This is a genomic window from Paenibacillus sp. ACRSA, assembly GCF_022346845.1.
Lineage (GTDB): Bacteria > Bacillota > Bacilli > Paenibacillales > Paenibacillaceae > Paenibacillus.
This window is the reverse complement of sequence record NZ_JAKRNP010000009.1, coordinates 118,835-140,632: the sequence shown is the minus strand read 5'-3', so window position 1 is coordinate 140,632 and position 21,798 is coordinate 118,835. Positions and strand designations below refer to the sequence as shown.

At 41.0% G+C, this 21,798-nt stretch carries 19 protein-coding genes and 1 pseudogene; 10 read left to right on the top strand and 10 right to left on the bottom strand.

The features are described from left to right. The first annotated feature begins 70 nt into the window (after nucleotides 1-70). The 4 genes from MH215_RS22410 (at nucleotide 71) to MH215_RS22395 (ending at nucleotide 3,712) form a co-directional block, all read left to right on the top strand. Entirely contained in the window at nucleotides 71-400 is a 330-nt protein-coding gene (locus MH215_RS22410) for an ArsR/SmtB family transcription factor (protein WP_239293391.1), read from the top strand. Next, a complete protein-coding gene (locus MH215_RS22405; RefSeq protein WP_239293390.1) occupies nucleotides 397-1,833 on the top strand; it encodes an arsenic transporter in 1,437 nt (478 codons plus the stop codon). Before MH215_RS22410 ends, MH215_RS22405 begins: the two co-directional genes overlap by 4 nt. Before the next feature lie 2 nt (nucleotides 1,834-1,835). Further along, nucleotides 1,836-2,261, top strand: coding sequence for an arsenate reductase (thioredoxin) (gene arsC, locus MH215_RS22400; RefSeq protein WP_239293389.1), 426 nt, complete (start codon nucleotides 1,836-1,838; stop codon nucleotides 2,259-2,261). Nucleotides 2,262-2,728: 467 nt separating this feature from the next. Then, nucleotides 2,729-3,712 carry an alpha/beta fold hydrolase gene (locus tag MH215_RS22395; protein ID WP_239293388.1) on the top strand — a complete coding sequence of 328 codons (984 nt, stop codon included), beginning with the start codon at nucleotides 2,729-2,731 and terminating at the stop codon, nucleotides 3,710-3,712. 815 nt (nucleotides 3,713-4,527) lie between these two features. Here the strand turns inward: MH215_RS22395 and MH215_RS22390 are convergent. Next, nucleotides 4,528-5,523: a zinc-binding dehydrogenase gene (locus MH215_RS22390; RefSeq protein ID WP_239293387.1), complete on the bottom strand. Its 996-nt coding sequence runs from the start codon at nucleotides 5,521-5,523 to the stop codon at nucleotides 4,528-4,530. A 132-nt stretch (nucleotides 5,524-5,655) separates the two neighbouring features. Here MH215_RS22390 and MH215_RS22385 point away from each other — a divergent pair, with 132 nt between their 5' ends. Then, nucleotides 5,656-6,231, top strand: coding sequence for a TetR/AcrR family transcriptional regulator (locus tag MH215_RS22385; protein WP_239293386.1), 576 nt, complete (start codon nucleotides 5,656-5,658; stop codon nucleotides 6,229-6,231). Nucleotides 6,232-6,374: 143 nt separating this feature from the next. Beyond that, a pseudogene (locus MH215_RS22380) lies at nucleotides 6,375-6,602 on the top strand (heavy metal translocating P-type ATPase); the annotation flags it as partial. A 216-nt stretch (nucleotides 6,603-6,818) separates the two neighbouring features. Here MH215_RS22380 and MH215_RS22375 read toward each other — a convergent pair. Next, entirely contained in the window at nucleotides 6,819-8,180 is a 1,362-nt protein-coding gene (locus MH215_RS22375) for a PepSY-associated TM helix domain-containing protein (protein WP_239293385.1), read from the bottom strand. A gap of 70 nt (nucleotides 8,181-8,250) precedes the next feature. Here MH215_RS22375 and MH215_RS22370 point away from each other — a divergent pair, with 70 nt between their 5' ends. Both MH215_RS22370 and MH215_RS22365 read left to right on the top strand, forming a co-directional pair. Continuing rightward, nucleotides 8,251-8,472 carry a hypothetical protein gene (locus MH215_RS22370; protein WP_239293384.1) on the top strand — a complete coding sequence of 74 codons (222 nt, stop codon included), beginning with the start codon at nucleotides 8,251-8,253 and terminating at the stop codon, nucleotides 8,470-8,472. 393 nt (nucleotides 8,473-8,865) lie between these two features. Continuing rightward, entirely contained in the window at nucleotides 8,866-9,483 is a 618-nt protein-coding gene (locus MH215_RS22365; RefSeq protein ID WP_239293383.1) for a TetR/AcrR family transcriptional regulator, read from the top strand. A gap of 237 nt (nucleotides 9,484-9,720) precedes the next feature. Here MH215_RS22365 and MH215_RS22360 read toward each other — a convergent pair whose 3' ends face one another. After that, entirely contained in the window at nucleotides 9,721-10,596 is an 876-nt protein-coding gene (locus tag MH215_RS22360; RefSeq protein WP_239293382.1) for an SDR family oxidoreductase, read from the bottom strand. Between the two features lie 601 nt (nucleotides 10,597-11,197). Between MH215_RS22360 and MH215_RS22355 the strand changes: the two genes are divergently transcribed. Continuing rightward, on the top strand, nucleotides 11,198-11,839 hold the full coding sequence (locus MH215_RS22355) for an ATP-binding cassette domain-containing protein (protein WP_239293381.1): 642 nt from the start codon (nucleotides 11,198-11,200) through the stop codon (nucleotides 11,837-11,839). 564 nt (nucleotides 11,840-12,403) lie between these two features. On the opposite strand, the gene MH215_RS22350 is transcribed toward MH215_RS22355, so the two are convergent. The 4 genes from MH215_RS22350 to MH215_RS22335 form a co-directional block, all read right to left on the bottom strand. Continuing rightward, the gene (locus MH215_RS22350) at nucleotides 12,404-12,844 is read right to left on the bottom strand and encodes an Imm26 family immunity protein (protein ID WP_239293380.1); all 441 of its coding nucleotides are present in this window, start codon (nucleotides 12,842-12,844) and stop codon (nucleotides 12,404-12,406) included. Nucleotides 12,845-12,904: 60 nt separating this feature from the next. Continuing rightward, nucleotides 12,905-13,543 (bottom strand): NAD(P)-dependent oxidoreductase, encoded by a 639-nt coding sequence (locus tag MH215_RS22345; RefSeq protein ID WP_343224609.1) that lies wholly within the window; start codon nucleotides 13,541-13,543, stop codon nucleotides 12,905-12,907. Between the two features lie 243 nt (nucleotides 13,544-13,786). Further along, nucleotides 13,787-14,527: a type I methionyl aminopeptidase gene (gene map / locus MH215_RS22340; RefSeq protein ID WP_239293378.1), complete on the bottom strand. Its 741-nt coding sequence runs from the start codon at nucleotides 14,525-14,527 to the stop codon at nucleotides 13,787-13,789. A 150-nt stretch (nucleotides 14,528-14,677) separates the two neighbouring features. Beyond that, nucleotides 14,678-16,093 (bottom strand): DKNYY domain-containing protein, encoded by a 1,416-nt coding sequence (locus tag MH215_RS22335; protein WP_239293377.1) that lies wholly within the window; start codon nucleotides 16,091-16,093, stop codon nucleotides 14,678-14,680. 424 nt (nucleotides 16,094-16,517) lie between these two features. Between MH215_RS22335 and MH215_RS22330 the strand changes: the two genes are divergently transcribed. After that, a complete protein-coding gene (locus tag MH215_RS22330) occupies nucleotides 16,518-16,964 on the top strand; it encodes a CBO0543 family protein (protein WP_239293376.1) in 447 nt (148 codons plus the stop codon). 55 nt (nucleotides 16,965-17,019) lie between these two features. Here the strand turns inward: MH215_RS22330 and MH215_RS22325 are convergent, their stop codons facing one another. The 3 genes from MH215_RS22325 to MH215_RS22315 all read right to left on the bottom strand — a co-directional run bounded on the left by MH215_RS22325 (nucleotide 17,020) and on the right by MH215_RS22315 (nucleotide 21,794). Then, the gene (locus MH215_RS22325) at nucleotides 17,020-17,559 is read right to left on the bottom strand and encodes a hypothetical protein (RefSeq protein WP_239293375.1); all 540 of its coding nucleotides are present in this window, start codon (nucleotides 17,557-17,559) and stop codon (nucleotides 17,020-17,022) included. A 135-nt stretch (nucleotides 17,560-17,694) separates the two neighbouring features. Continuing rightward, on the bottom strand, nucleotides 17,695-20,199 hold the full coding sequence (locus MH215_RS22320) for a WG repeat-containing protein (RefSeq protein ID WP_239293374.1): 2,505 nt from the start codon (nucleotides 20,197-20,199) through the stop codon (nucleotides 17,695-17,697). Nucleotides 20,200-20,378: 179 nt separating this feature from the next. Next, nucleotides 20,379-21,794: a hypothetical protein gene (locus MH215_RS22315; protein ID WP_239293373.1), complete on the bottom strand. Its 1,416-nt coding sequence runs from the start codon at nucleotides 21,792-21,794 to the stop codon at nucleotides 20,379-20,381. Between the last annotated feature and the right edge of the window lie 4 nt (nucleotides 21,795-21,798).

Below are 21,798 nucleotides of genomic sequence, written 5' to 3'. Positions count from 1 at the left end.
ATATAAGTGACTTATTATATGCTTATATCATTAAATGAAGCCGACAAGACTAATCCACAGGGGGGTACATATGGAGCAAAGAATTCAGGAGATGGCTGAGGCGTATAAGTTATTAGCTGATAAAACACGTTTGACCATCATTGCGCTACTTCAGGAACGGGAACTTTGTGTATGCGATATCACAGGCATTATTGGCATGTCACAACCAAACGCCAGTCAGCATCTTCGAAAACTAAAGGCAGCCGGTCTCCTTAATGAAAAGAAAAAAGGGCAGTGGGTGTACTATTCTCTCAATCCAGATGCAGAAGCATATGTTCAGTGTGTGTATCCTTATCTGCCGTCCATGAAGGATAAAATAGCAGGATTGAAAAACTGCTGCGGCCCTCAGGAGGAAGCATGACTCTGATCGCGATATTAATCTTTTTGCTTACACTGACTTTTGTGATTTGGCAACCTAAGGGGCTTAATATTGGATGGTCGGCTTCAGCTGGAGCTGTCCTTGCTCTTCTTTTTGGAGTCGTCAGTCTATCCGATGTAGGTACAGTCACAGGAATCGTATGGAACGCCACGCTTGCTTTTGTAGCTATTATTTTAATTTCACTGATTTTAGATGAAATCGGATTTTTTGAATGGGCTGCACTACACATGGCAAGGCTCGCAAGAGGTAATGGTAAACTGATGTTCGTTTATGTTGTGTCGCTTGGGGCAGGGGTTGCAGCGTTCTTTGCAAATGACGGTGCCGCACTGATCTTAACGCCCATTGTGCTTGCTATGGTCCGAGCGCTCAAATTTGATCAAAAGATGATTTTACCTTTTATCATCGCAAGTGGCTTTATTGCAGATACAACTTCACTTCCGCTTGTCGTGAGTAACCTCGTCAATATCGTTTCCGCCGATTACTTTGGTATTGGCTTTGTTGAGTATGCAAGTCGTATGATTGTTCCGAATTTCTTTTCAATATTGGCAAGTCTTCTGGTCCTGTTCTTGTTCTTTAGAAAGAGTATTCCAGGCAACTACGAAGTCAGTCAGCTCAAAAAGCCAGCCGAAGCGATCAAGGATAAGAAATTGTTCAACATATCTTGGGTGATCTTAGTCGTACTACTGATTGCGTACTTGATGAGCGAGTTCATTCAAGTTCCGGTGTCTGTTATCGCTGGGGTTATAGCCCTCTTGTTTATCTTAGCTGCAAGGCGGAGTCACGCTATTCAAACCTGGAAGCTTATTAAAGGGGCTCCATGGGCAGTCGTGATTTTCTCTATCGGTATGTATGTCGTCGTTTATGGACTACGAAATGTCGGATTGACAGATGAACTGGGGAAGGTCATTCAAGCTATTGCCGACCAGGGGCTCTACATCTCCACACTTGGCATGGGCTTTCTAGCTGCAGTATTGTCTTCGGTAATGAACAATATGCCGACGGTGATGATTGATGCGCTTGCTATTGATGGAACCAGCACGCAAGGTGTCATTCGGGAATCGCTGATTTATGCCAATATTATCGGGAGTGACTTGGGTCCAAAAATTACACCGATTGGATCGCTCGCCACACTTTTATGGCTACATGTACTGTCCCGCAAAGATGTGAAAATCACGTGGGGAAGTTATTTCAAAATTGGAATTGTGCTCACCATCCCAACGCTATTTATCACGTTAACCGGACTGTATCTGTGGCTACACCTGATTCATTCAACCAACATAAACGTTTGGTTGTTGATTGCCGTAATCACAGTAGCATTAGTTATTATCGCTATGGTCATGAAAACGTTAATTAACTCAAAAATTGGCGAAGCCAAAGTACAAGTAAACCAAACGAAAGATAAAGGAGATCAATAATCATGAACAACAAACCACTTATTTACTTTTTGTGTACAGGAAACTCTTGTAGAAGCCAAATCGCCGATGGATTTTTAAAGGCGCTTGGTGGTGACAAATATGAGGTGAGAAGTGCTGGATTAGAGGCACATGGCTTAAATCCTCGAGCTATTCAAACGATGAATGAAGCTGGCATTGATATTTCGAATCATACATCAGATGTTATTGATCCTGAGATTTTAAAACAAGCAGACTACATCATTACGCTTTGTGGTCATGCCAACGATAATTGCCCAGTTGTACGTAATGACAAAGCAGAAAGATGGCACTGGGGCTTCGATGATCCAGCCAAAGCGACAGGTACAGAGGAAGAGATCACAGCTACATTCGCTGAGGTTCGTGATTCAATTCAAGCTCGAATTGAGCAATTCTTGAAGGAAGGTAAATAACATGGATCACGCCGAAAAGAAATAAAATACCATTCAAGTCGCTATTTTAGCGGCTCTTTTTATTTTATCACTACAAGTTCTTGTCCTTGGCCTGGTTCAAGAACTTGTACCGATTACCGTATTGGACAAGAACATGTTCCTATTCCTATTGTCGATTAAGCGTATACCTAATAGGGCACCACAAAAAATTTAAGCTAAACTTAAACTTAGCCCCTACTTCACCATAAACTTGGAGCCTTATAATAGGTTCCAAGGAGATCAACAAATTAATGATTGAAACTGCAGATGTTAGGAAGACTAGCGTGTTAAAGCTGCCGTATTTAATTACAAATAGAAAAAGGGGAGTTGAGCCGGAAAATAACATTTTTTTAGGGAAGCTGTATTCCAAGAGTAAGAAAGGTTAAATGTAACTAAGAGGCTCTAAATTGGTCAACGCTGAAAAGAATGGAAAGGAGCCAAGTAACTAAGTGATCGTCAAAAAGAAAAATAAGATTTTAATCATTCTCAAGAGACTGCTTCTATTCATTTTGTCCGCTGTATTCATTTGGATTGGTTTTCATCATGTCATGAAGCTGGTAGAACAGCATAAATACCCGGCAATAGGGCAGTATATCCAAATTGAAAATAAACGGATGCATGTCTATACAAAGGGTAACGGATCCAACACTATTGTATTGTTAAGCGGCCTGGGTACAGCCTCACCTGTGCTGGATTTTGAGCCTTTAATTAATGAAATGTCCAAACATAACAGAGTTGTCGTTCTGGAGCCATTCGGATATGGCTGGAGTGATAGGACGGATAAGAAAAGAACGGTGGAGCACATCGTTGGGGAACTAAGGAGTGCACTGAAGCAATTAAATATTAAAGGGCCCTATGTGTTAATGCCACATTCGATTTCCGGAATTTACAGCATGTACTATGCTCATGAGTTTCCTGATGAGGTTAAAGCAATAGTAGGAATAGACGCGACTTTGCCAGCGGCCCTTGCTTACTTCAATGAAACCCCTCCGTCCATGCCGGGTATTATGAGATATGCGGCTCCCACCGGATTAGCTAGACTAGCTACATCTTTGGATGATAGTGCTTATCTTCCTCTTGCGAGTGAGGGTGCTTACTCGAATGAGAATTTAGCAATGACCAAAGCCATGACGGCATGGAACGGTTATAACAGTAATATAGTTCAAGAAGCAAATGAGCTGGTTAGTAATGTGAAAAAAACTGCTCATATGTCATTTCCATCAGAACTGCCCGTATTGTTTTTTACAAGAGACGATGGCAGGGTGAGTGAGGATGGGAAATCTCAATTTACCTTTTTACAAACCCAGCTTACGGATCATACTTCAAGTACAATCCTTCCCTTAAAAGGTCATCATTATCTTCATTGGACCAAATACAAAGAGATGAGCGAAGCTGTCCTGAAATTCTTGAAAGATATTGGAAATAAGGAATAATTATATTTCTATCAGCTGTAGTTAAAACCGGGTTGGCCTTCACTATGAGAAAATTATTCCTTCTTAGAACAGCCCGGTTTTTGTAAAAAATGGGCTGTTCAATCTTGCAAAAAACCAGGTGCATTCTCAGCTACGGAAAGTTGACAAGGGAATGGCATACCCCCTATAGAATACTTTATCTCTAAAAGGGAGATTCCACGTATTATGGGAACTGTACCTCCATTTCTGAGTCTTGTCTTTAAAATGGGGTGCTGTTACGTGATCAGCTGCTTTTGTTTTGTTTCACAAATGGGCAGTAAAGTGTAAGTATTATATCTTAATTATGATGCTTGTCATTCACATTCATATAATTTGTTTTTAAACTCAGAATACCATATCATATGGTATTCCTACTTGATATGATATAAGTTTGTCCAGTCGTTGCGATGACTTTGCTGATAAATTGATAACAGCCTTCAATATGAGTGCGGTATTCATAAATCCCAGTGGGTATAGTCGGAATTGAGGGAGAAAATTGAAGACTTTGATTACTTATCAGAATTAGAGAACTGGCTAAGCAAGAGAATGATGCTCTTTAAAGAACACAACTAGGACAGATTACCAATAGAGAGGGGATATATTGTTGTCGGGGGATAAGAATATGTTCCCAAGAAGTCGCTAATTTAGCGGCTTTTTTATGTTATCGGTACAAGTTCTTGTCCCAAGCTAAGGACAAGAACTTGTACCGATTGCCGTAATGGACAAGAACATAGTCCATATAACGATTAGATGTATATCTAAACATTAAGCATAAACAAGGGAGTTAGGGAGAGCCTTTACTTAACCTGATTGATTATGGCTACAACTTTGCCTGTTACCTTACCTTCTTTCATTTTTTTTAAGTAGGCAGGGATATCATCTATAGTGATTGATGTAATTTGTGGCGGGACAATCTTTCCTTCAGAAATTAGTTTACTAAAGTGATCTCCAATTTTCGCAAGATTGATCTGTGCCTTGAAATCCCCTTGTGTATGAGATGCACCAAGAGCTATCTCGTGTATCGACATCCCTTTATCATAAAAGCGAATTTTCTTAAAATCAGGAAAACCAGCGGTTACGACCAGTTCTCCTCCGAAGGCAAGCACTTCAAGGTCTTTTGTCGCACTATCAGGACTGATTGTATTTAAAATATAATCAACACCCCGACCATTTGTTATGTTTGAGATTAATTCATACATATTTTCTTGCGTATAATCAATTACCTCATCTGCTCCAAGAGTACGTACATAATCAAAATCCTTACCTAAGCAAGTGGTAATCACTTTTAATCCACATAGTTTTGCTAATTGAATTGCATATCCTCCAACACCTCCAGCACCACCATGGATCAATATCGTACCACCAGATTGAGGTTTAAGCTTCTGTATAATTGCTTGATATGCCGTGTATCCGGCTGCCGGAACTACTGCGGCTAGTTCGAATGGTACGTCATCTGGAAGTTTGCTTGCTGTATGAGCTGTAGTTACAGAGTACTCTGCAAATCCTCCATCGAGATTGTCAATACTTCGAAGATAATACACGCGGTCTCCAATACTGAAATTGTCTACGCTGTTGCCAATGGCATCAACAATTCCTGCAATTTCTAGTCCTAGTACGCGTTTCTTCTCAGAGTCCAAACCAGGATGCTCAGCCACTTGGTAGTCCGAAGGGTTTAGACCCGCTCCATAGACTTTTACTCGGATCTCATTGTCTTTTGGATCAGGTATCTCCCGATTAGTAACAACAGTAAGCGCATTCAATTGTCCTGGTTTCTCAAGAATTAGTGCTTTCATGTAATTCATCTCCTATTCAATTGACATAATAAAAGTAATAATATACATTCGAACTGACATTACAATTGTAACATCGAATCAAATAGGATCAATACACACGAGAACGGGCTTAACAAAGAAAGGGGGATTGTAATGTCAGAGGAAGTAAATATCGATTTACAACGTACGGAGGGGCTCAGACTGTCTAATGAGGAGTCCAATCGGATCACAAAATCAAGTATTGAAGCTGCTTTGGTATTGCTCATGAAGGATCATGCATTTGAGGAAATAACGATTACTGGCATTGTAAAACGTGCTGGGGTTTCACGCACTGCCTATTACCGTAATTACAGCTCTAAAGAAGATATTCTTCAAAGTACGCTGATGGAGATTATTCATAAGATCGTAGATGCAATGAATCTGCATCATCCCATTCAGAATTCATATGATTATTGGTTAGCTTTATTTCAAACTTTAGAACAACATATAGACTGCTTACAAATTATCTTGAAAGTTAATATGGCCGATATTGTTCTTCGTAAATTGCAAGAAACTCAGTTAAATCGATCTAAGGAAGACTCCGTACTGATCCACTACGCTACTTGTTTCTGGAGCGGAGCTATCTACAGTGTAGCCGCTAATTGGATAAGAAGCGGTGCAAAAGAGTCTGGTGCAGAAATGGCAATACTTTGTTATAAAATAATAGAAGCGGTAGATAAGAGTTGCTAACGATTTAAAGTTATGATTATATCAGGTCAATCAAATTATGAGATTACAGTTTAGTCCAAAGAGGCAGCTGATTTACGTGATTAGTTGCTTTTTTTGATTTTGGGTAGGTTTATGAATTTCATGACCCGACCTAACCAAAATAAACACCGAGTGTAACCCTGATGCGAGGGGATTTGAACGGTATAGCGGATGCCAGCGATCTTAGCCGAAGAACGATGCGAAATATCAAGCAAAATCTGTTCTGGGCACTTGCGTATAATGTCATTGGTATTTCGATAGTAGCCCTTGGTTTCTTGCTGCCTTGGTTGGCTGCTGCAATGGCCTTCAGCTCCGTATCGGTTATATTGAACTCTTTACGTTTACAAGAATGAAGCTATACAACTAACAGATTGGTTCTTAGAAACGTGAACAGAGGGATCTTCTAAGAATTCTTCTGAAGCCCAACTAAACTACAAAACAAAGCAAATACCGTTCTGCTAGTCTAATTAGAGGTCTACAGAACGGTGTTTGCTTTAGCTACTTAAAGGGTAGTGAAAAGATTTATTGGAACATGGAGATTGTGGTAGATAATCTGCATTATAATCGTATTACGCGGTTCTTGCACGGTTCCGAGTGAAGAAATAAACAAAGAGTTCAATAATAAAAATAACTAGTACAGATATACCGAAAAGCGGCATCAATATGCCTAAAATCAATAGCGCGAGTACTGCACCTATGGACCAAGGCTTATTGATCCGTTGTGGAGCTTTATAATCACCCGGCTTCATTCTTCTCATCCATGAGAGGAATCCCATTACAATTGCAGCAAGAAAGGCAAGACATACCAACAAATTAAGGATTTGGTTTGCTACGCCAAACAAATGTCCTTCATGAAGAGGGATACCCCAAGTGAACCATTTTCCGATAATACCGTAATCTTCGAAATTAATTCTGGCAATCAGACTGCCGGAGTACTGATCGAAATAAGCTGTTGTTTCTTCATACGGGCTTACATCAAGTCCAGTAACCCCGGTATTGCTTCCTTTAGTTACGGTGAATACACCTTGTTCGTTGGAAGGATATACGATAGAGAATGGCCTCGTTATATTTTCTCTCTGAGCATTCTGAACAATCGATGTAAGGCTTTGCTGATTAGGAGTATTCACTAACGCAGGAGCAGTTGTATGATGATCACCGTGTCCCACATGTGCTGAGGTTGGTTGATTCTGACTTCGAGTCGCCCATGGAATCTCATTAACGTCCGATTGTGGCGGATTGTACTTCAGCTCGGTTCTGCCTAGTTCTGGATGCTCTTGCGCGTATGAGCTAATATAGCTACCTGTGAATACAGACCAGGGGATACCTGTTACTACTATAATGATCAATGGAATGGCAGTAACTAGACCAAGGATTGCATGAATTTTCTGGAATCGGAATGGATGTTTTACCTGATTATTTTTTTTGGTGAGTAGTCTTTTCTTGAATGTCATGTACGCACCAGAGACAATCAAAAATATCGCCCAGCAAGCAGTTAATTCAACAAGGTAACGGATGAACGTGCTCCCGGTCAGTAAGGAGCTATGAAAATTTCTCATCAAATTGGAGTATGTGTATTTTGCATTTTGCTCAGCAACAATCTGGTTATTATGATCCAGGAAAATGTAGAGTGATTCACCCTCGGCATTACTAACGGTTACTCTATTGTTGTAGGGTTCATCCATTATGCTAATCTTCCCAATGTTGTATCCAGCGTAGTTGGAACTGATCTGTTGAACCGCCTCGTCTAGGTTTTGTCTGGTAGTTACTGTACTCACCCCGAAGAAGGGCTCCTCATAAAGGTTATTCTCCACATTGCTATAAAACAGGAAGCCAATACCTGACAAGCTTAGCGTAATCAATAGGGGGGTGATTAGCCATGCCGCATAAAAATGTAGTCTGCGAAATGGATTGAATGTGTTTGAATTGCTCATACCCGTCTCCTCGTATTTCTATTTATAATGTTGGTAGATCTATACTAATTGAAATAGGGGATAGAGCGAAATGGCTCAACCGAGCTATTTTATAGCGGTTACATTACTTGATAAGAGAAGAGAATTCGTAAAACTTGTCGAGGGACAAGAACATGGTCTCATTGAAGTCGCTATTCTCCCGGATTTTTTATTTTATCGGTACAAGTTCTTGTCCCGATTGCCGGAATGGACAAGAATTGCAGAGGGGAAAAAGGAATTTACATTGCTACAAAGAGCAAACAAGTTGACCTAAATACCCGCCATATATAAGGACGCCTTTAAGCGCTTCATAAATCCGAAACAAAGTTAGTTTATAGTATTAAGTGTTTTTAAAATATCCGGGCTAGATCAATGTTGTAGAGAATGCGTGTGAGCAGTCCACTAGAAAACATTATATGTAAATATATAGAATCTATATAACATGAGTAATCAATTGAATACAAAACGTATAAGTCAATGAGCGCAATGCTACATAAGTATTATTCTTAAGGTCGATTCTGTATATAGAACTACTTAGTTTCAAAAAAAATGTGCAAATAAAACATAAGCTTACAGGACGCAGTAGTAACTAATTTAGTAACGAAATGGTATACTAAAATTATTATAAGCACAGAGCTTTACCCTATAGGAAAGGTGGCAAGGTTTTATGTCACATGATAATAAAAAAGAGGACACAACAGAAGAAAAAAGAGGGCGTCCTCTAGATCTGTCACGCAATAAGGTCATTCTTGAGACAACCTTAGAATTGTTAGCTGAAAAAGGTTATGACTCATTAACCATAGAAGCAGTTGCTGTTCAAGCGAAGGTCGGCAAGGGGACAATATACAGACGATGGTCTTCTAAAATGGAACTTGTCATTGAGGCTGCCATGTTGGCCAATCCAATTGAGATATCAATAAATGGGTTGAATAGAAATCAAGACTTGCGTGGACAGTTGATAGATTTGCTATCGCTTCTATTTATGCAAGATAATAAAAAATATCAAAAAGCAATGAATGCAATTTGTAACGCGCTAAATGAACAATTAGATCAAGGTATGCGTGATGCTTTTTACTGGAGTTACAGAACTGTGATTACATCCATTCTTCAACCACATGTTACTGAATATCAACTTACTGACGACGATGTAGAGCTAATTGCAGATATTGGTCCTGCGTTAGTAATGTATAATACTATTTACGCCAGAAATCAGTCTAATAATAAACAATATATAGAAAGAATTGTTGATAAGCTGATGATGCCTATCGTATTAAAACAAGTGTAAATTATGAAGCAAAGAAGCCGAGCACATATGTTATGTGCTCGGCTTCTTTGCTTCATTGGAATTTAAAAAAACAAAATTATTAATAAGATCTATAATATACAATCAAGTTTCGAACAAGACTTCATGCAAACAATGTGAACTACAGAGCCACATCCTTAGGTAGATATACTGAAGAAATTTTTACTTTTTCCCCAAGGCAGTACTGGATCAACTTCTCATCTTCCTTTTGGCAAATCTTCAAATTAAGTTCTGACGCGCCCATTCCGCCATAGTCAACCCAGGGCGACCTAAAACTGTGAAGACGTCGTCGCGAACAACGGTCTGGGCAGTCATTTGACCAGTCGAGCCTAGTTTCATTGTGATGACGGCACTTTCCGTGTACGCAAGTTCGCCAGTATCAGTTATTTGAGAAAGGTGCTCTTCCAACGCTGAAGGATTGAGTGTAATACAATTGATTTGTTTTCCTGAAGTCTCAGATAGAATGTCAGCAACTTCTGGACCTGTCAACACTTCCGTGCTCAGATAGTAATTGGCGCTCCCATGTTTCTCTGGACCCTCTCGCAATACCGCAGCCGCTACAGCAGCTATATCTTCTGCGAATACCCAGCCTTGCTGTGCATCATTCCATAATACTGAAAACGAACCCGTTTCCTTTAACGAAGTATGTGTGAAGATGCTATCAGTGATGACGTTGGGATGCAGATGCGTCCAGCTAATTCCACTAGCTTCAATATACGTTTCGATAAAGTCATGCCAGATAAAATGCGGGATAAGGTCACGGCGCGAGGTAAAGACACCCAGATGAACGATGTGACTGACACCAGCATCGACTGCAGCATCAACTAAATGTTTACTTTGTGTTAGCATATCAGCCGTATATCCAGTTAGTAAAAATACCCGGTCTACGCCCGCTAGTGCTGTAGGAAAGGTTCTCTTCTCATTAAGGTCAAGTACAACAGCTTCACGGCCCTCTGCTTCCCATTTTTCGGCGGTTTCTCGACGACTTGTCGCCAAGCGGACGGTGACGCCCTCACTGTTTTTATCAAACTCTTGAACAACTTTTGAACCTACTTTGCCAGAAGCACCAATAATTAATACTCTTTGTGAAGTCATATCTTATTCCTCCAAATTTAATATATAGAACTAAGCAGTTCCGTAAAAAGATCATAGCAAAAACATTTACAGAACGCAATAGTATCGTATTTACTGATGGATTGGTATACTTGATTTATATAAAATACAAAGCTTTACCTTACAGGATGTCGGCAAGGGGACTATATGTAGACGTAGACGTTGGTCTTCTAAAATGGATCTTGTAATTGACGCAACCAGTTTGTTTAATCCTATTGAGGTATAGAAACCAAGACTTGCGTGGACAACTGATCGATCTATTGCCTTAAAAAAATGTTCGGTCAGAGGGAAAGAGGAGTGTCTAGGGACAAGAACATAGTCCGATTAGGTGTATATCTAATCGTTACATACCCGTTACCGTTAATTCATTAAGCTAAAGGCAGATTAGCACAACCAAGATAAGATAAGTAGATTTCTTCTGCTATAATACCTACATCGACTATGAATGGAAGGGGATTGAGCAATCAATGCTTTTAGAAGAGGAAGCTCCCACATTATCGAGGAGGTTTACTAGTTGAAAACTTCAAATTGAAACGGAAGAGAAAACATAAGAGCAGGTTAGATCAATTACGGAGGAATGAAAATGTATTTAGATAAATTCATACTGCCTATAGATGAAGAATCCTCATTGATAGAACAAAGAATGGCATACAATGGCGGTAGCTTTGGATATGTCGACGAAACTTACCCATGTGGCATTTTCTCAAAAAATCGGTTTTCCGAATTGAGCTTTTCAAAAATCACAATTTTATATGGAGGAAACGGCTCGGGGAAAAGCACACTTCTAAATCTAATAGCGAATAAATTGGAACTAAATCGTATTGCACCATTCAATTCAAGTGAATTGTTCAGTTCATATGTAGAACATTGTAAATTTGAACTTGGACTTGACGACGAGGGATTTAAACATCGAATTCCCAATGGAAGCAGGATAATCACAAGTGATGATATTTTTGATTATATGCTTACAGTCCGCACAAACAACGATGAAATCGTGGATAGCACAGAAGATATAAGATCGGAATGGGGAAATCTTAAATTCGGCAATACAGTGAAAATGAATAGCATGGATGATTATGAAGCATTGAGGTTACAGGTGCTCTCAAGGAAAAAATCAATTTCACGCAGGGAGTTTATTCGCAGAGTCGCCGGCAAACTGGCAAGGAAAAAATCAATTTCACGCAGGGAGTTTATTCGCAGAGTCGCCGGCAAACTGGAGTGCTGACAAAAGGAATTGTGTACATATGTACAAAATACGAGTTTTGTGAAACAGTTATTAAATAAAATGAAAATGAGCTTTAGAGCTTTATTTTAATCTTAGTAGTTATTCTTATTTCTTAGACTTACTGTGTGCCTTCTGATTATTAATTCATTAATTCATACATACATTTCCTTATCATCATCAACTCAATTCCCCATACATCATTTCACAAGTTCATCTCAATTTGTTACGCACTTATCCAATCATCTCAACTTGCTATAGTTTACTAATCCGTTTTTAGACCGGTCAATACTTTTCAATGTATTTTATTGTAATTCCTTAACGATCTTATCGATATTATCAATCCATAATCAGTTCTTTACTCCATTAATCCGCAATTACAGTCGTAATATATGGATAAATGTGTCTACCGGTATGTATTACCCCGGTAATTCCTCTCATTTTATATGGTTAAATATGCTAACTGTATTCCATACATATACTTTCTTCTATTTCACCTTATGTTATACGTAATTATTCAACTTTCTCAACTTTCTTATATACCAATACTACTTCTACGTAACTATCTTAATTTAAAGGATTTTTATGCCACATATCATTACCTGTTATTCTATCTACAATGTGATGCGCTTCCCAGACAGCGGCGATTTCTAGACCCTCACATTCCTGCTGACTGGAATGTCGCATTTCCCCCTTATGATACAACGAATATTCACCTGACAATCGGTCAATGACACACATAGGTGGTGGCCAAGCTTCTTCTTCGTTTGTAAATGGACGGTGATCAACGACAGGCCACTGTCCTGACTTTAACACATCATCGTACACCCCTACTACAAACTGATAATCCTCTTCCTGGGGGGTGTCATCATACGAACTCCCAATGTAACTATAAATAGCTATACATGCATCCTTGAACCTTCTACCAAAAGCAACTTTACCGTTAGGTATATCGATGGCATATACATCTCCAAGTTTTATTCTCCTGCGTTCTATACTTTTCATCATTCTTTCCCCCACAATTACAATCACAATTCATTATTATTTAAAGCAATCTATAAGCATCAATTAATAAGAAATACCCACACGAGACTTAATATAAGTTTGATCTTTGATCTGCTTGTAAGCGAATTCTGCTGTATCCATAACAGATATTTCAACGCCTCCTTCAGGTAACACATCGCGCTCTACCCGGTACGTGCCAATACGTTCTCCGTCTGGCAAATACGTAGGACATACGATCGTCCAGTCCAGCGCAGATTGTTGGAGCAACGTATATACACGATGATGTTCTTCTGCTGCACGAGTTGACTTCCGTTTAGATTCACTAGACTGATAACGGAGAAGCTCCGGAGAGATCCTACTTTGCAGAATGCCGGCGGTTCCAATCGTTATGATTCGTTGTACACCTTCGTTGTGCATACCTTCAATGAGCAATGGCATACTCTCAGACAGCGTTGTTGTTCCATCTGTGTTCAATGCACTAATCACAACATCTGTACCTTTCATAGCATGCGCAAGCTCCTCTTGATTCAATGCATTACCTGGAACAATAGCTAGATTACGATCTTCAACTTGCAACTTATCTGGATTACGAACCAATGCAGTGACATGGTGTCCATCCTTGAGCGCTAGTTCAACGATATGGCTTCCTACTCGTCCAGTAGCTCCTAGAATTAAAATGTGCATAACATAAACCTCCCGAATTCTGACTAGATGCTAATACAAAACAACTATTATCGATTCTATTGGGCAACTAATAAATAATCAACTCTAAAAGTAAAGAATAACGCGTAAGCCCTAATGCTATGAGTTTTCCTAATATACACTGGAATATTCACGTACGTTACAAAGCGCGATCCGTATCACTAATCAGACAGCAAAAAGCCGATTCCTGAGCTGGAATCGACTCTACTTTACACATCAAACAACATTATGCTATTAAAGACATTAAAGTGTGATGATAATGGGTCCTTGCTTCGTAAGGATAATGGTATGCTCCATTTGGGCGACATAACTTTTCTCTGTTGCAAACGTCCACCCATCTTTCTTTTGGAATACTTCTTCTTCCAAGGTAGAGACAAATGGTTCAAATGCGATAACCATACCTTCTTTTAACAACTCATCATCCGAAGTATCATTATAGTTATAAATATGGTCAGGAGCTTCATGTATTGTACGTCCGATACCATGTCCAGTGAGGTTCTTAATAACCGTTAGTTCATTTTGTCTGGCAGTTTGGAATACAGCTTTGCCGATCCCGCTTTTTTTGGAACCTGGTTTTGCTTTTTTAAGCCCAGCTTCAAATGCCAATTTAGCCACTTCACAGATCTTAGTCAGTACTTCTTCACCCTCGCCTACGACAAAAGAAATCCCTGTATCTGCAAAATAACCATTCTTAGATCCAGATACGTCAATATTGACGAGATCTCCTTCTTGAATTACACGTTCTCCAGGAATACCATGGGCGACTTCTTCATTAACGCTGATACAAGTAAATCCAGGGAAATCATATTCACTTTTCGGAGCGGAAACTGCACCTTCTTTCTCAAATAGCTCACCGGCAAGATCATCAAGCTCTTTCGTTGTGATGCCAGGAACCGTTTTTTGTACTAATTCATCACGAATCATCGCTACGATCTTACCAATTTCCTTCAAACCATTAAAATCTTCTTCTGTTTTTGCAATCATTATTCAGACCTCACTATCTTTTATCATCATTTCATCATTATATGTTATTGGTTTAACTCAGGTAATGTCACCCAAACACCGCATTAAACAATCATATCGAATGGGGCAATGCTTCGCAACTTTTTTATAAAGGTTATGTGTTATTATAGGCTATTTTTTCTTTGATTTTTGGATTGTTCCGTCGTCTGTGATTACATAGGTGAAGTTAGCGTCCTCCGCTCCCCCAGTCTTGTCCGTCACTCGAAACGTCGCTGCATCCGCCGCCCGCTGTATTCCACCTGTGGTGAAGCAAAATACGTTGTGTTCATCTTTTCCCCAATAACGATTGAACGCTTGAAAAGTCTGGCCATCGATTCCCTTCACTGTACGCCGACCATTAGCATTGTATAGCCCATGCTTGTCATATGCCCAGCTCTCTACCCCGTGATCGAACAAATAAGTAAAGCTAGCACGATCAAGCTTCTTAGCCCAATCTCCCCACTGATATACATGATCTTGATCAACTGCCCAGCTTCCGTTGTCTGACCAGATCGTAAAGCTCTTCGCGTCAGCGCCAGGTAATTGTTCGAGTACATAATCAGGATGACCAAACGGTCTGCTTGTTCGCACAAACTGTGCACGGTAGACGTGATTGTTGTCTTTCGAAAGCCCCAATGACCCCGACGTTAGCAAACATTGAAATGTGTCACGATCGGCTCCTGCAACAGCATATCCATTATAGAAAATATTCTGCGAATCTCTCCCGAACAAACCACCTAGCGCTTCGAAAGTCTGCTGATCAGTTCCCGTAGCTTTTCTCCAAGTACAATAGACTCCTGCTGCATCACGAGCATATTGATCATTGAACACTTCAAACGATGCAGGATCAGCACCTCGTACCAGATTATATACTAACCGAGTCTCTTTTCGGCCGGATCCACCAAATTCCTCACAGTAGAAGACCGCTTGATCTGTCTTATACCACTGGCCTTGTATCCGCTCTGCTCCATGTGCTGATTCGTTATAGTCGGGTTGCCACCACCCTTGAACATGAGGATAAGTTTCCTGCAGCCAACCAAGCAACTGATCTTTACTACTATTAGCGTAGGATAACGAATTGTATAGATGAAACACATGATCTCTATCGGTACAGTAATCCATCTGAGCCACAGCGGTCTCGACATTAATATCATCCCATGTATGAAAACGATCTCCATTCTTCACATACAGTCGATGCTTGTCCTTCGCGAAATAAGGCGAACCTGGCAGTAATTCGAAGCTTGCCGCATCCGAGTTGGGGATTAGCTTATCCTCCAGATAAACATGCTTGGCATCCAACCCGTAATCATCGTCCAGTACCCGGAATTCGTCCGTACTCCGACTTACTAAAGTCACTTTGGTCTTGCGGCCGTCAAACCACCACACGCCCTGGACATCTCGTAGATAGCCAAATGGAATCCATCCGCGATAGAAGCTATGTATAACAGAGAAGCTGTCACTGGTGATCCCGCCTTTAATCAGCTTAGGCTCTCCCTCTGCTTGGTTCAACAATACACGGTTCGCTTCGATTACAAACAAGCTCGTCATTTTCAACCTCCCATAGAAAAATTGGTTGTTACTCTCATTTTATACCTGTAAGTCATTGTTCGGCAAACGGTATAGATTGGACATGTAAACGAATCGAAGCTATGTATTTTCAAAATGTATGACTTAAATGAACTTTGGACATCTTAACCAAATCATGCATGTTGTCAAGGGAGGCGAACCCCATCAGTGCGATCAATGATTGGCTCAAACAGCTAGCACACAACTATGTTTTAATCGTAATCGCCGCAGTACTTTTCTTTGTAGTGAAGGCAATCATTGGTTTCTACACATATAAACACTATGACAAAAAATTAAAGCTTCTTACGGATAAGTTAGATCGCCTACTAGAGGAAATGAAGCGAAATTAAGAAATCATCACTTAAGATCGATCATTGAAAAGATTAATAGATTATGGGGGGATATCATGCTAGGGAACTTTATCGTAGGGTTTGTTATTCCTGTCATTATAGGTGGATGGGTATTAAGGCGACAGTTAAAAATATTGCTCGTATATTATCCGCTCGGGATCGCAACTTCAGCATGCATTAACAGCGTGGGGTTTAATTTTTTCTGGAACATTCTACCCAACACGAGGAACGAATCTTATGCTGCTCTTCCGATGGACTTAGGCATCTATCCGATGGCAGGTTGTTTAATGATGTATGCTATTCTTGTACATAAGAAAAAGCCTTGGCCGTCAATCCTTGTTGCAGCATTTACCCTAACATTAATCGAATGGATCGCGAAGACCATGGGACACGTTGTTTATTTTAATGGATGGAATATTTTTTGGACATTCTGCTCTTATTTTCTCCCGTTTGTACTTGCATATAGCTATAGCAGAATGTTTGCACATCTGTTTTCGAAGTAAATGAAAAGAAGAGAAGCCCCTCAGGCTACCTTTTCCTCGGGGCTTAAACATTGAATTATTCCTCCTCTGCCTCAGCTTCAGGTGGACTAGTCTGCTGAGGAGCCATTAGACCTTGCACTGCACCCATAAATGGCTGAATAGACTTGATCATGCCGTAGCCCATTTTTACGACAGGTACGAAACGTTGAACCATACCGAACAGGCGCATACCTCCACCCAGCATACCCCCAGCCGAAGTCGCTCCTCCTAGCCCGCCTAATAATGAACCCATCATCGGCATGAAGGATGAGATCTGCGCATTCGAAGTGGTGCGCTTATGGTTGGAAGACTTACGTGAGCTGTTAACCCGTTTACGGAGGTTGTTAGCTCGAACAGCCTTATCCTTACCACGAGTAACCTTGCTGCGTTTAGAAGAATGGGGCTTCCCACTGGATGCCACCGTGTTCGATATCTTGCCTCCTCCGGCAATTACCACGCCTTCATGTTTCACATCCCTAATGTAGCCGATATACGTTTCACCATTATGGAGGGTCACACATACAGGACGATCTTTATATCGCTCTGCCTTTACGCGTATTGTGTTTGGTTTAGCCATGCATTTTCACCTCGCTCCACTGAACTTACTTCAGTTTACGCGTTGGGTGGACGACTTGCCTGTGCGAATGGGACATTCGGTGTTTGCTCCTACTCTAGATATCCTCATTTGTGTATCCTATAAGTCGATGTAGATTCACATATGAAAAGCTTTCCAGAACTCGCCCTCCGTATTGATGATATCCTTGATCTGGATAAACGGAATGTTGAAGGTTGGGAATCCAGCGGCATAAGGTGCAATTTCATATGGAGCAAAATACAGATGTAGTGCATCTGCTGTCACAAAGAACGGCTGATCTGGGCTAATCCCCTCATACGTATCTGGAAACACATACGAATATTGTGGATCATTCTTAATCTGATCAGCCACAATTCGACTTAGAACCTTAACATAATCACTGTTTGGTTTAAATAAGTCTTTGAGCTCATACATATGCCCATTTGTTAGATTAATAATGGCGTAAATCATCGTAGGCATGCCATGTGCTGCACCAAACGGATAGTTGTACCCTGTAAGCTGTAATTGAAGTAACTGCTGCTTATAGAAGCTGATCTCAAAGTCACCCGTATAGGAATAATCTAACTTCTGATCTGCAGGAATAGGCTTAACCTGTGATAAAGCTTTTAGTTTGGCATTAACCCCCAGCTGCGCGGCTTGATCTGCCATCCCTTCAACTTGCGGATAATATACCAAGTAGTCTACGTTAGGCTTATACTTTTCCTCACGCACACGGTACGGTGGATGGAGCGGGACGATCGTATTTTGTTTCCATACCACCTGTCCGCTTCGATTTACATAAGATAGACGTTGATCGACATACGCTTTGATCAGATTCGGTGCCACGACCTCTAATGTTCCTGAGCCTTCTACGTGAGGATATCCTGGAGCAGGCTGACCACTGCGATCGAGTAAATAAGTACGTTTGCCATCTGACGCAGAAAGTAATCCCTGTTTAAACTGTCCCACTTCCCGATACGAGAATGGCGAAAGTAACTTTCCACCTTCATCTGCAATAGCATACAAGGAACCAATGTAAGGCTGCTCTGGATCAATCGCTTGACCAAGTGCAAACCGCTGTTCTCCAAGCTCTCGGATATCGTTATAAGTGGGCTGAATGACGAACTGTCCTTGCGGATTAATCACACCATAACTTGATTTATAGTCCTCTGAGGTGTTAACAATAGCAAGACCATCATGAAATGGAAGTGCTGTGCTGAACTGAGGCTGAATGATAATGTTGCCACGTTCATCGATGTAACCATATTTACCTGCGGTCTCCTTCTGAAAAGCAAGCAGTCCGTCTCCTAGTGGGCCTACATACGGATAAGGATAGGTCGCGAGTCTATTTCCGTTGAGATCAATTAACGCATACTCATTATCCTTAATTTGCACTACGGCTTTCCCTTGCCGAAAATCGTAAGCTGACTGAAACTGTGCCTTAATGACCTCTTGACCTGAATGATCTAGATAACCATATTGGCTGGTTCCCCCACCTGTGCTGCTGTCCGTATCATAAAATAAAGCTCTTCCCTCAGATAAATTCGCTATAAATGGATAAGCTCGTCGGGTCAAAACATGACCTTGCTCATCAATCATTTTGAATCCTTGGGAATCAATAACGATGGCTCGACCTTCCACATACGAATTAATACTATCGTAAAGGGGCTGAACGACAAATTGTCCATTCAAATTAATGACGCCAGCCTTCCCATTTTGTACGACAACGGCAAGACCGTTTGATTGGAAATCACGAGCATCATCAAGCACGGGCTCCAGTCGAATATGCCCTTGTTCATCCATATACCCCCACCGAGTCCCTTGCACGGTTCGAACGGAAACGGGATATAACCACGTGACCTCCCGCGCATGGCTACCACTCTCCATGGCTTGTTTGATGCTTTTCTCAAGCGCAAGTAATGCTTCTTTAGATGGATACGGGTCAGGGAAACTTAATGCCTTCTGAACAGAAGCTAGTGCAGCTGGGAACATGCCTGCTTTGTATTGTGCATCTGCGAGGTAGCTCCAATAGAAAATATAGTCCGGATAGTGCTGCGTGAGCTTCTCATAATATTGCACAACTTTGGGGAAATAGTAGGGATAGACATCCGGTGCAGATACCCACTTGCCATTTTGCCAGCGAATGATATCTACCCGGTAGGCTTCGCCTGTATCATGAATCCATAGTGCAATTTCTACTTTGCCATCTCGTCCATGCTGTCCAGGCATATCAATAATTTCTGCATGGCTAAATACAACATCGTCCGGGGTTAGATCCTTCAGACCCGAATCCGTCCAATCGTATACAGCCAGCTTCGACCAGATGGCGCCTAGCTGCCAGCCCACAATAAGATTATTTCTAGAGGTAGATGTAACTGGCGCAGCCGTGAGCAACGTAACCCGATACCCCAGTCCTTTCGTAAGCGACATCTTGATCCATTGCCCGTTGTAGAACTTCAGAATAAGTAAGTATAGTTCACCATTCAACTGATAGACTGTTGCAATCTCCGGAATGCCATCTCCCGTTAGATCAGCAGCATAAATGGCAGGATGCTTCATCGGTTTATCAATTGTGACGACTGATGCACCAGCCGGGATATGTTGATGGACAATCTGAACAAGTAGCGGCTCGCTTATAGACATTTTGGTTCCTCCCTTATGACCGCATTCGCCTAATGGTATGCGTCATCTATAGGGATATGACATGAAATTCACTTCCATAACTTACTTCCACGTTTACATAAAAAATGGATACAAAGTTTGAATATCTTGCGATAATGTCCACGCATTCTTTTCTATTCAATCTTCTTCATTAAGATTCTTTATTCATCTTGCAGAGCTACCTTCTGTCCATTGATAAGCAGATAACTTACATCGTGCACTGGAATCGTTGAGGGTGATATCCACTTAATGAGATCCTGATCCAGGCTAATAAAACCGGAGACGGCAGTAAGCCGCGAACCATCCTTTAGATAAATCTCCATACGCAAATCATCTAACGGAATTTGCTTGAGTTTCTCTCCTGTAAGAGTAACGCCAATGGTGGAGAGTTGAATTGAAATTGGGACTTGTGAACCGTCTGGATCAATAAGCTGGGTGGTTCCCACTTTACCTATAACATTCTTTTTGAGGTCAAACGTAGTTGTCCAGTTTCCTTTCAAGACTTCTGTGATGTTGCTGAAGCTCCCCTTAAGCTTTAACTGATGCAATTGACCAGCTTTAGACAGAGCAGATAGATCATACACGTACTCAATATAGTCTCCTCCATATCCCACGCCATCCCTCATATAATGCCCGTAGCTAATGGAGTATTCGGGTATATCAAGCTTTTTTCCTTGCTCATTCGTAAAGTAGAAGTGACCATGATTGTACTCCCCGATCTCCTTATCTGGATTAGTCTGAATGTGTAACTGATCGTCAATAAAGCCAATATTCGAAATATGCATCCAATCCATTCCCTCAACATGGATCTGGGTTACATCTTGATGGAGTACAGGAATCTTGCCGATCTCCCACAACTCATTACCGGCTTCACCGCCGACTCCGCTGATAGAATCAGTACCTCTATCCAGAATATCGTAGCTTGTGGTGTTCTTTTCTTGCAGTAATTTGTCCCAGTCCACAGGCACACTATAATCATCATTACGTGCTGCGCCTGACATCATCGTATTAATGCGAACCGTAATTCGTTGTGCGCTGACTTTTCCTTGAATGAGAAAGCGAACAATGGCTGTTTGCTTCGATTCATCGTATTGTACGACCTGTGCGTTATTTGCCCTTCCTCCAGATACTCTGAAATCATAAATATCCAATGTATCGTCAATGCGATGCCCTGTCAGATCGGTAAGCGCAACATAGATCTCCGTGGTGTCCCCGTCCCTAGCTGCACCAATAACTTCCATTCGAATCCCCTGATCCTCACTGACCTGATGCACAGGCTTTAAAATACTTAAACGATCTTCGCCCAGAAAATGTAGAACTGAAGATAAATCTATGATTCCCACAGAAGCAGCAGCCCCCGTCACCAGGCATAAGGAAAACGCAGCAGCAACAGGGATGGAAATCGCTTTGCGAACCCTTTTTCTCCGAGGTCTGGTCTGTGTTAGAGGTGTGGGGAAATCATGAGATACAGCGGATGGTTTATCCGTTCCGGTTTCATTCATCGCTACTTTTTCATAGAACAATCGCTTAATATTAGCAAGATTTTGTTCCGTGAACGGTTGGTTGGATTCTTTCATCGTG

What these genes read in the sequence shown, in the direction of transcription:
- MH215_RS22320 (WP_239293374.1), bottom strand. Translation starts at nt 20,199, where the DNA reads ATGTCTATAAGCGAGCCGCTACTTGTTCAGATTGTCCATCAACATATC.
- MH215_RS22355 (WP_239293381.1), top strand. Translation starts at nt 11,198, where the DNA reads ATGTATTTAGATAAATTCATACTGCCTATAGATGAAGAATCCTCATTG.
- MH215_RS22370 (WP_239293384.1), top strand. Translation starts at nt 8,251, where the DNA reads ATGGCTCAACCGAGCTATTTTATAGCGGTTACATTACTTGATAAGAGA.
- MH215_RS22335 (WP_239293377.1), bottom strand. Translation starts at nt 16,093, where the DNA reads ATGACGAGCTTGTTTGTAATCGAAGCGAACCGTGTATTGTTGAACCAA.
- MH215_RS22325 (WP_239293375.1), bottom strand. Translation starts at nt 17,559, where the DNA reads ATGGCTAAACCAAACACAATACGCGTAAAGGCAGAGCGATATAAAGAT.
- map (WP_239293378.1), bottom strand. Translation starts at nt 14,527, where the DNA reads ATGATTGCAAAAACAGAAGAAGATTTTAATGGTTTGAAGGAAATTGGT.
- MH215_RS22385 (WP_239293386.1), top strand. Translation starts at nt 5,656, where the DNA reads ATGTCAGAGGAAGTAAATATCGATTTACAACGTACGGAGGGGCTCAGA.
- MH215_RS22365 (WP_239293383.1), top strand. Translation starts at nt 8,866, where the DNA reads ATGTCACATGATAATAAAAAAGAGGACACAACAGAAGAAAAAAGAGGG.
- MH215_RS22350 (WP_239293380.1), bottom strand. Translation starts at nt 12,844, where the DNA reads ATGATGAAAAGTATAGAACGCAGGAGAATAAAACTTGGAGATGTATAT.
- MH215_RS22330 (WP_239293376.1), top strand. Translation starts at nt 16,518, where the DNA reads ATGCTAGGGAACTTTATCGTAGGGTTTGTTATTCCTGTCATTATAGGT.
- MH215_RS22315 (WP_239293373.1), bottom strand. Translation starts at nt 21,794, where the DNA reads ATGAAAGAATCCAACCAACCGTTCACGGAACAAAATCTTGCTAATATT.
- MH215_RS22410 (WP_239293391.1), top strand. Translation starts at nt 71, where the DNA reads ATGGAGCAAAGAATTCAGGAGATGGCTGAGGCGTATAAGTTATTAGCT.
- MH215_RS22390 (WP_239293387.1), bottom strand. Translation starts at nt 5,523, where the DNA reads ATGAAAGCACTAATTCTTGAGAAACCAGGACAATTGAATGCGCTTACT.
- arsC (WP_239293389.1), top strand. Translation starts at nt 1,836, where the DNA reads ATGAACAACAAACCACTTATTTACTTTTTGTGTACAGGAAACTCTTGT.
- MH215_RS22360 (WP_239293382.1), bottom strand. Translation starts at nt 10,596, where the DNA reads ATGACTTCACAAAGAGTATTAATTATTGGTGCTTCTGGCAAAGTAGGT.
- MH215_RS22375 (WP_239293385.1), bottom strand. Translation starts at nt 8,180, where the DNA reads ATGAGCAATTCAAACACATTCAATCCATTTCGCAGACTACATTTTTAT.
- MH215_RS22405 (WP_239293390.1), top strand. Translation starts at nt 397, where the DNA reads ATGACTCTGATCGCGATATTAATCTTTTTGCTTACACTGACTTTTGTG.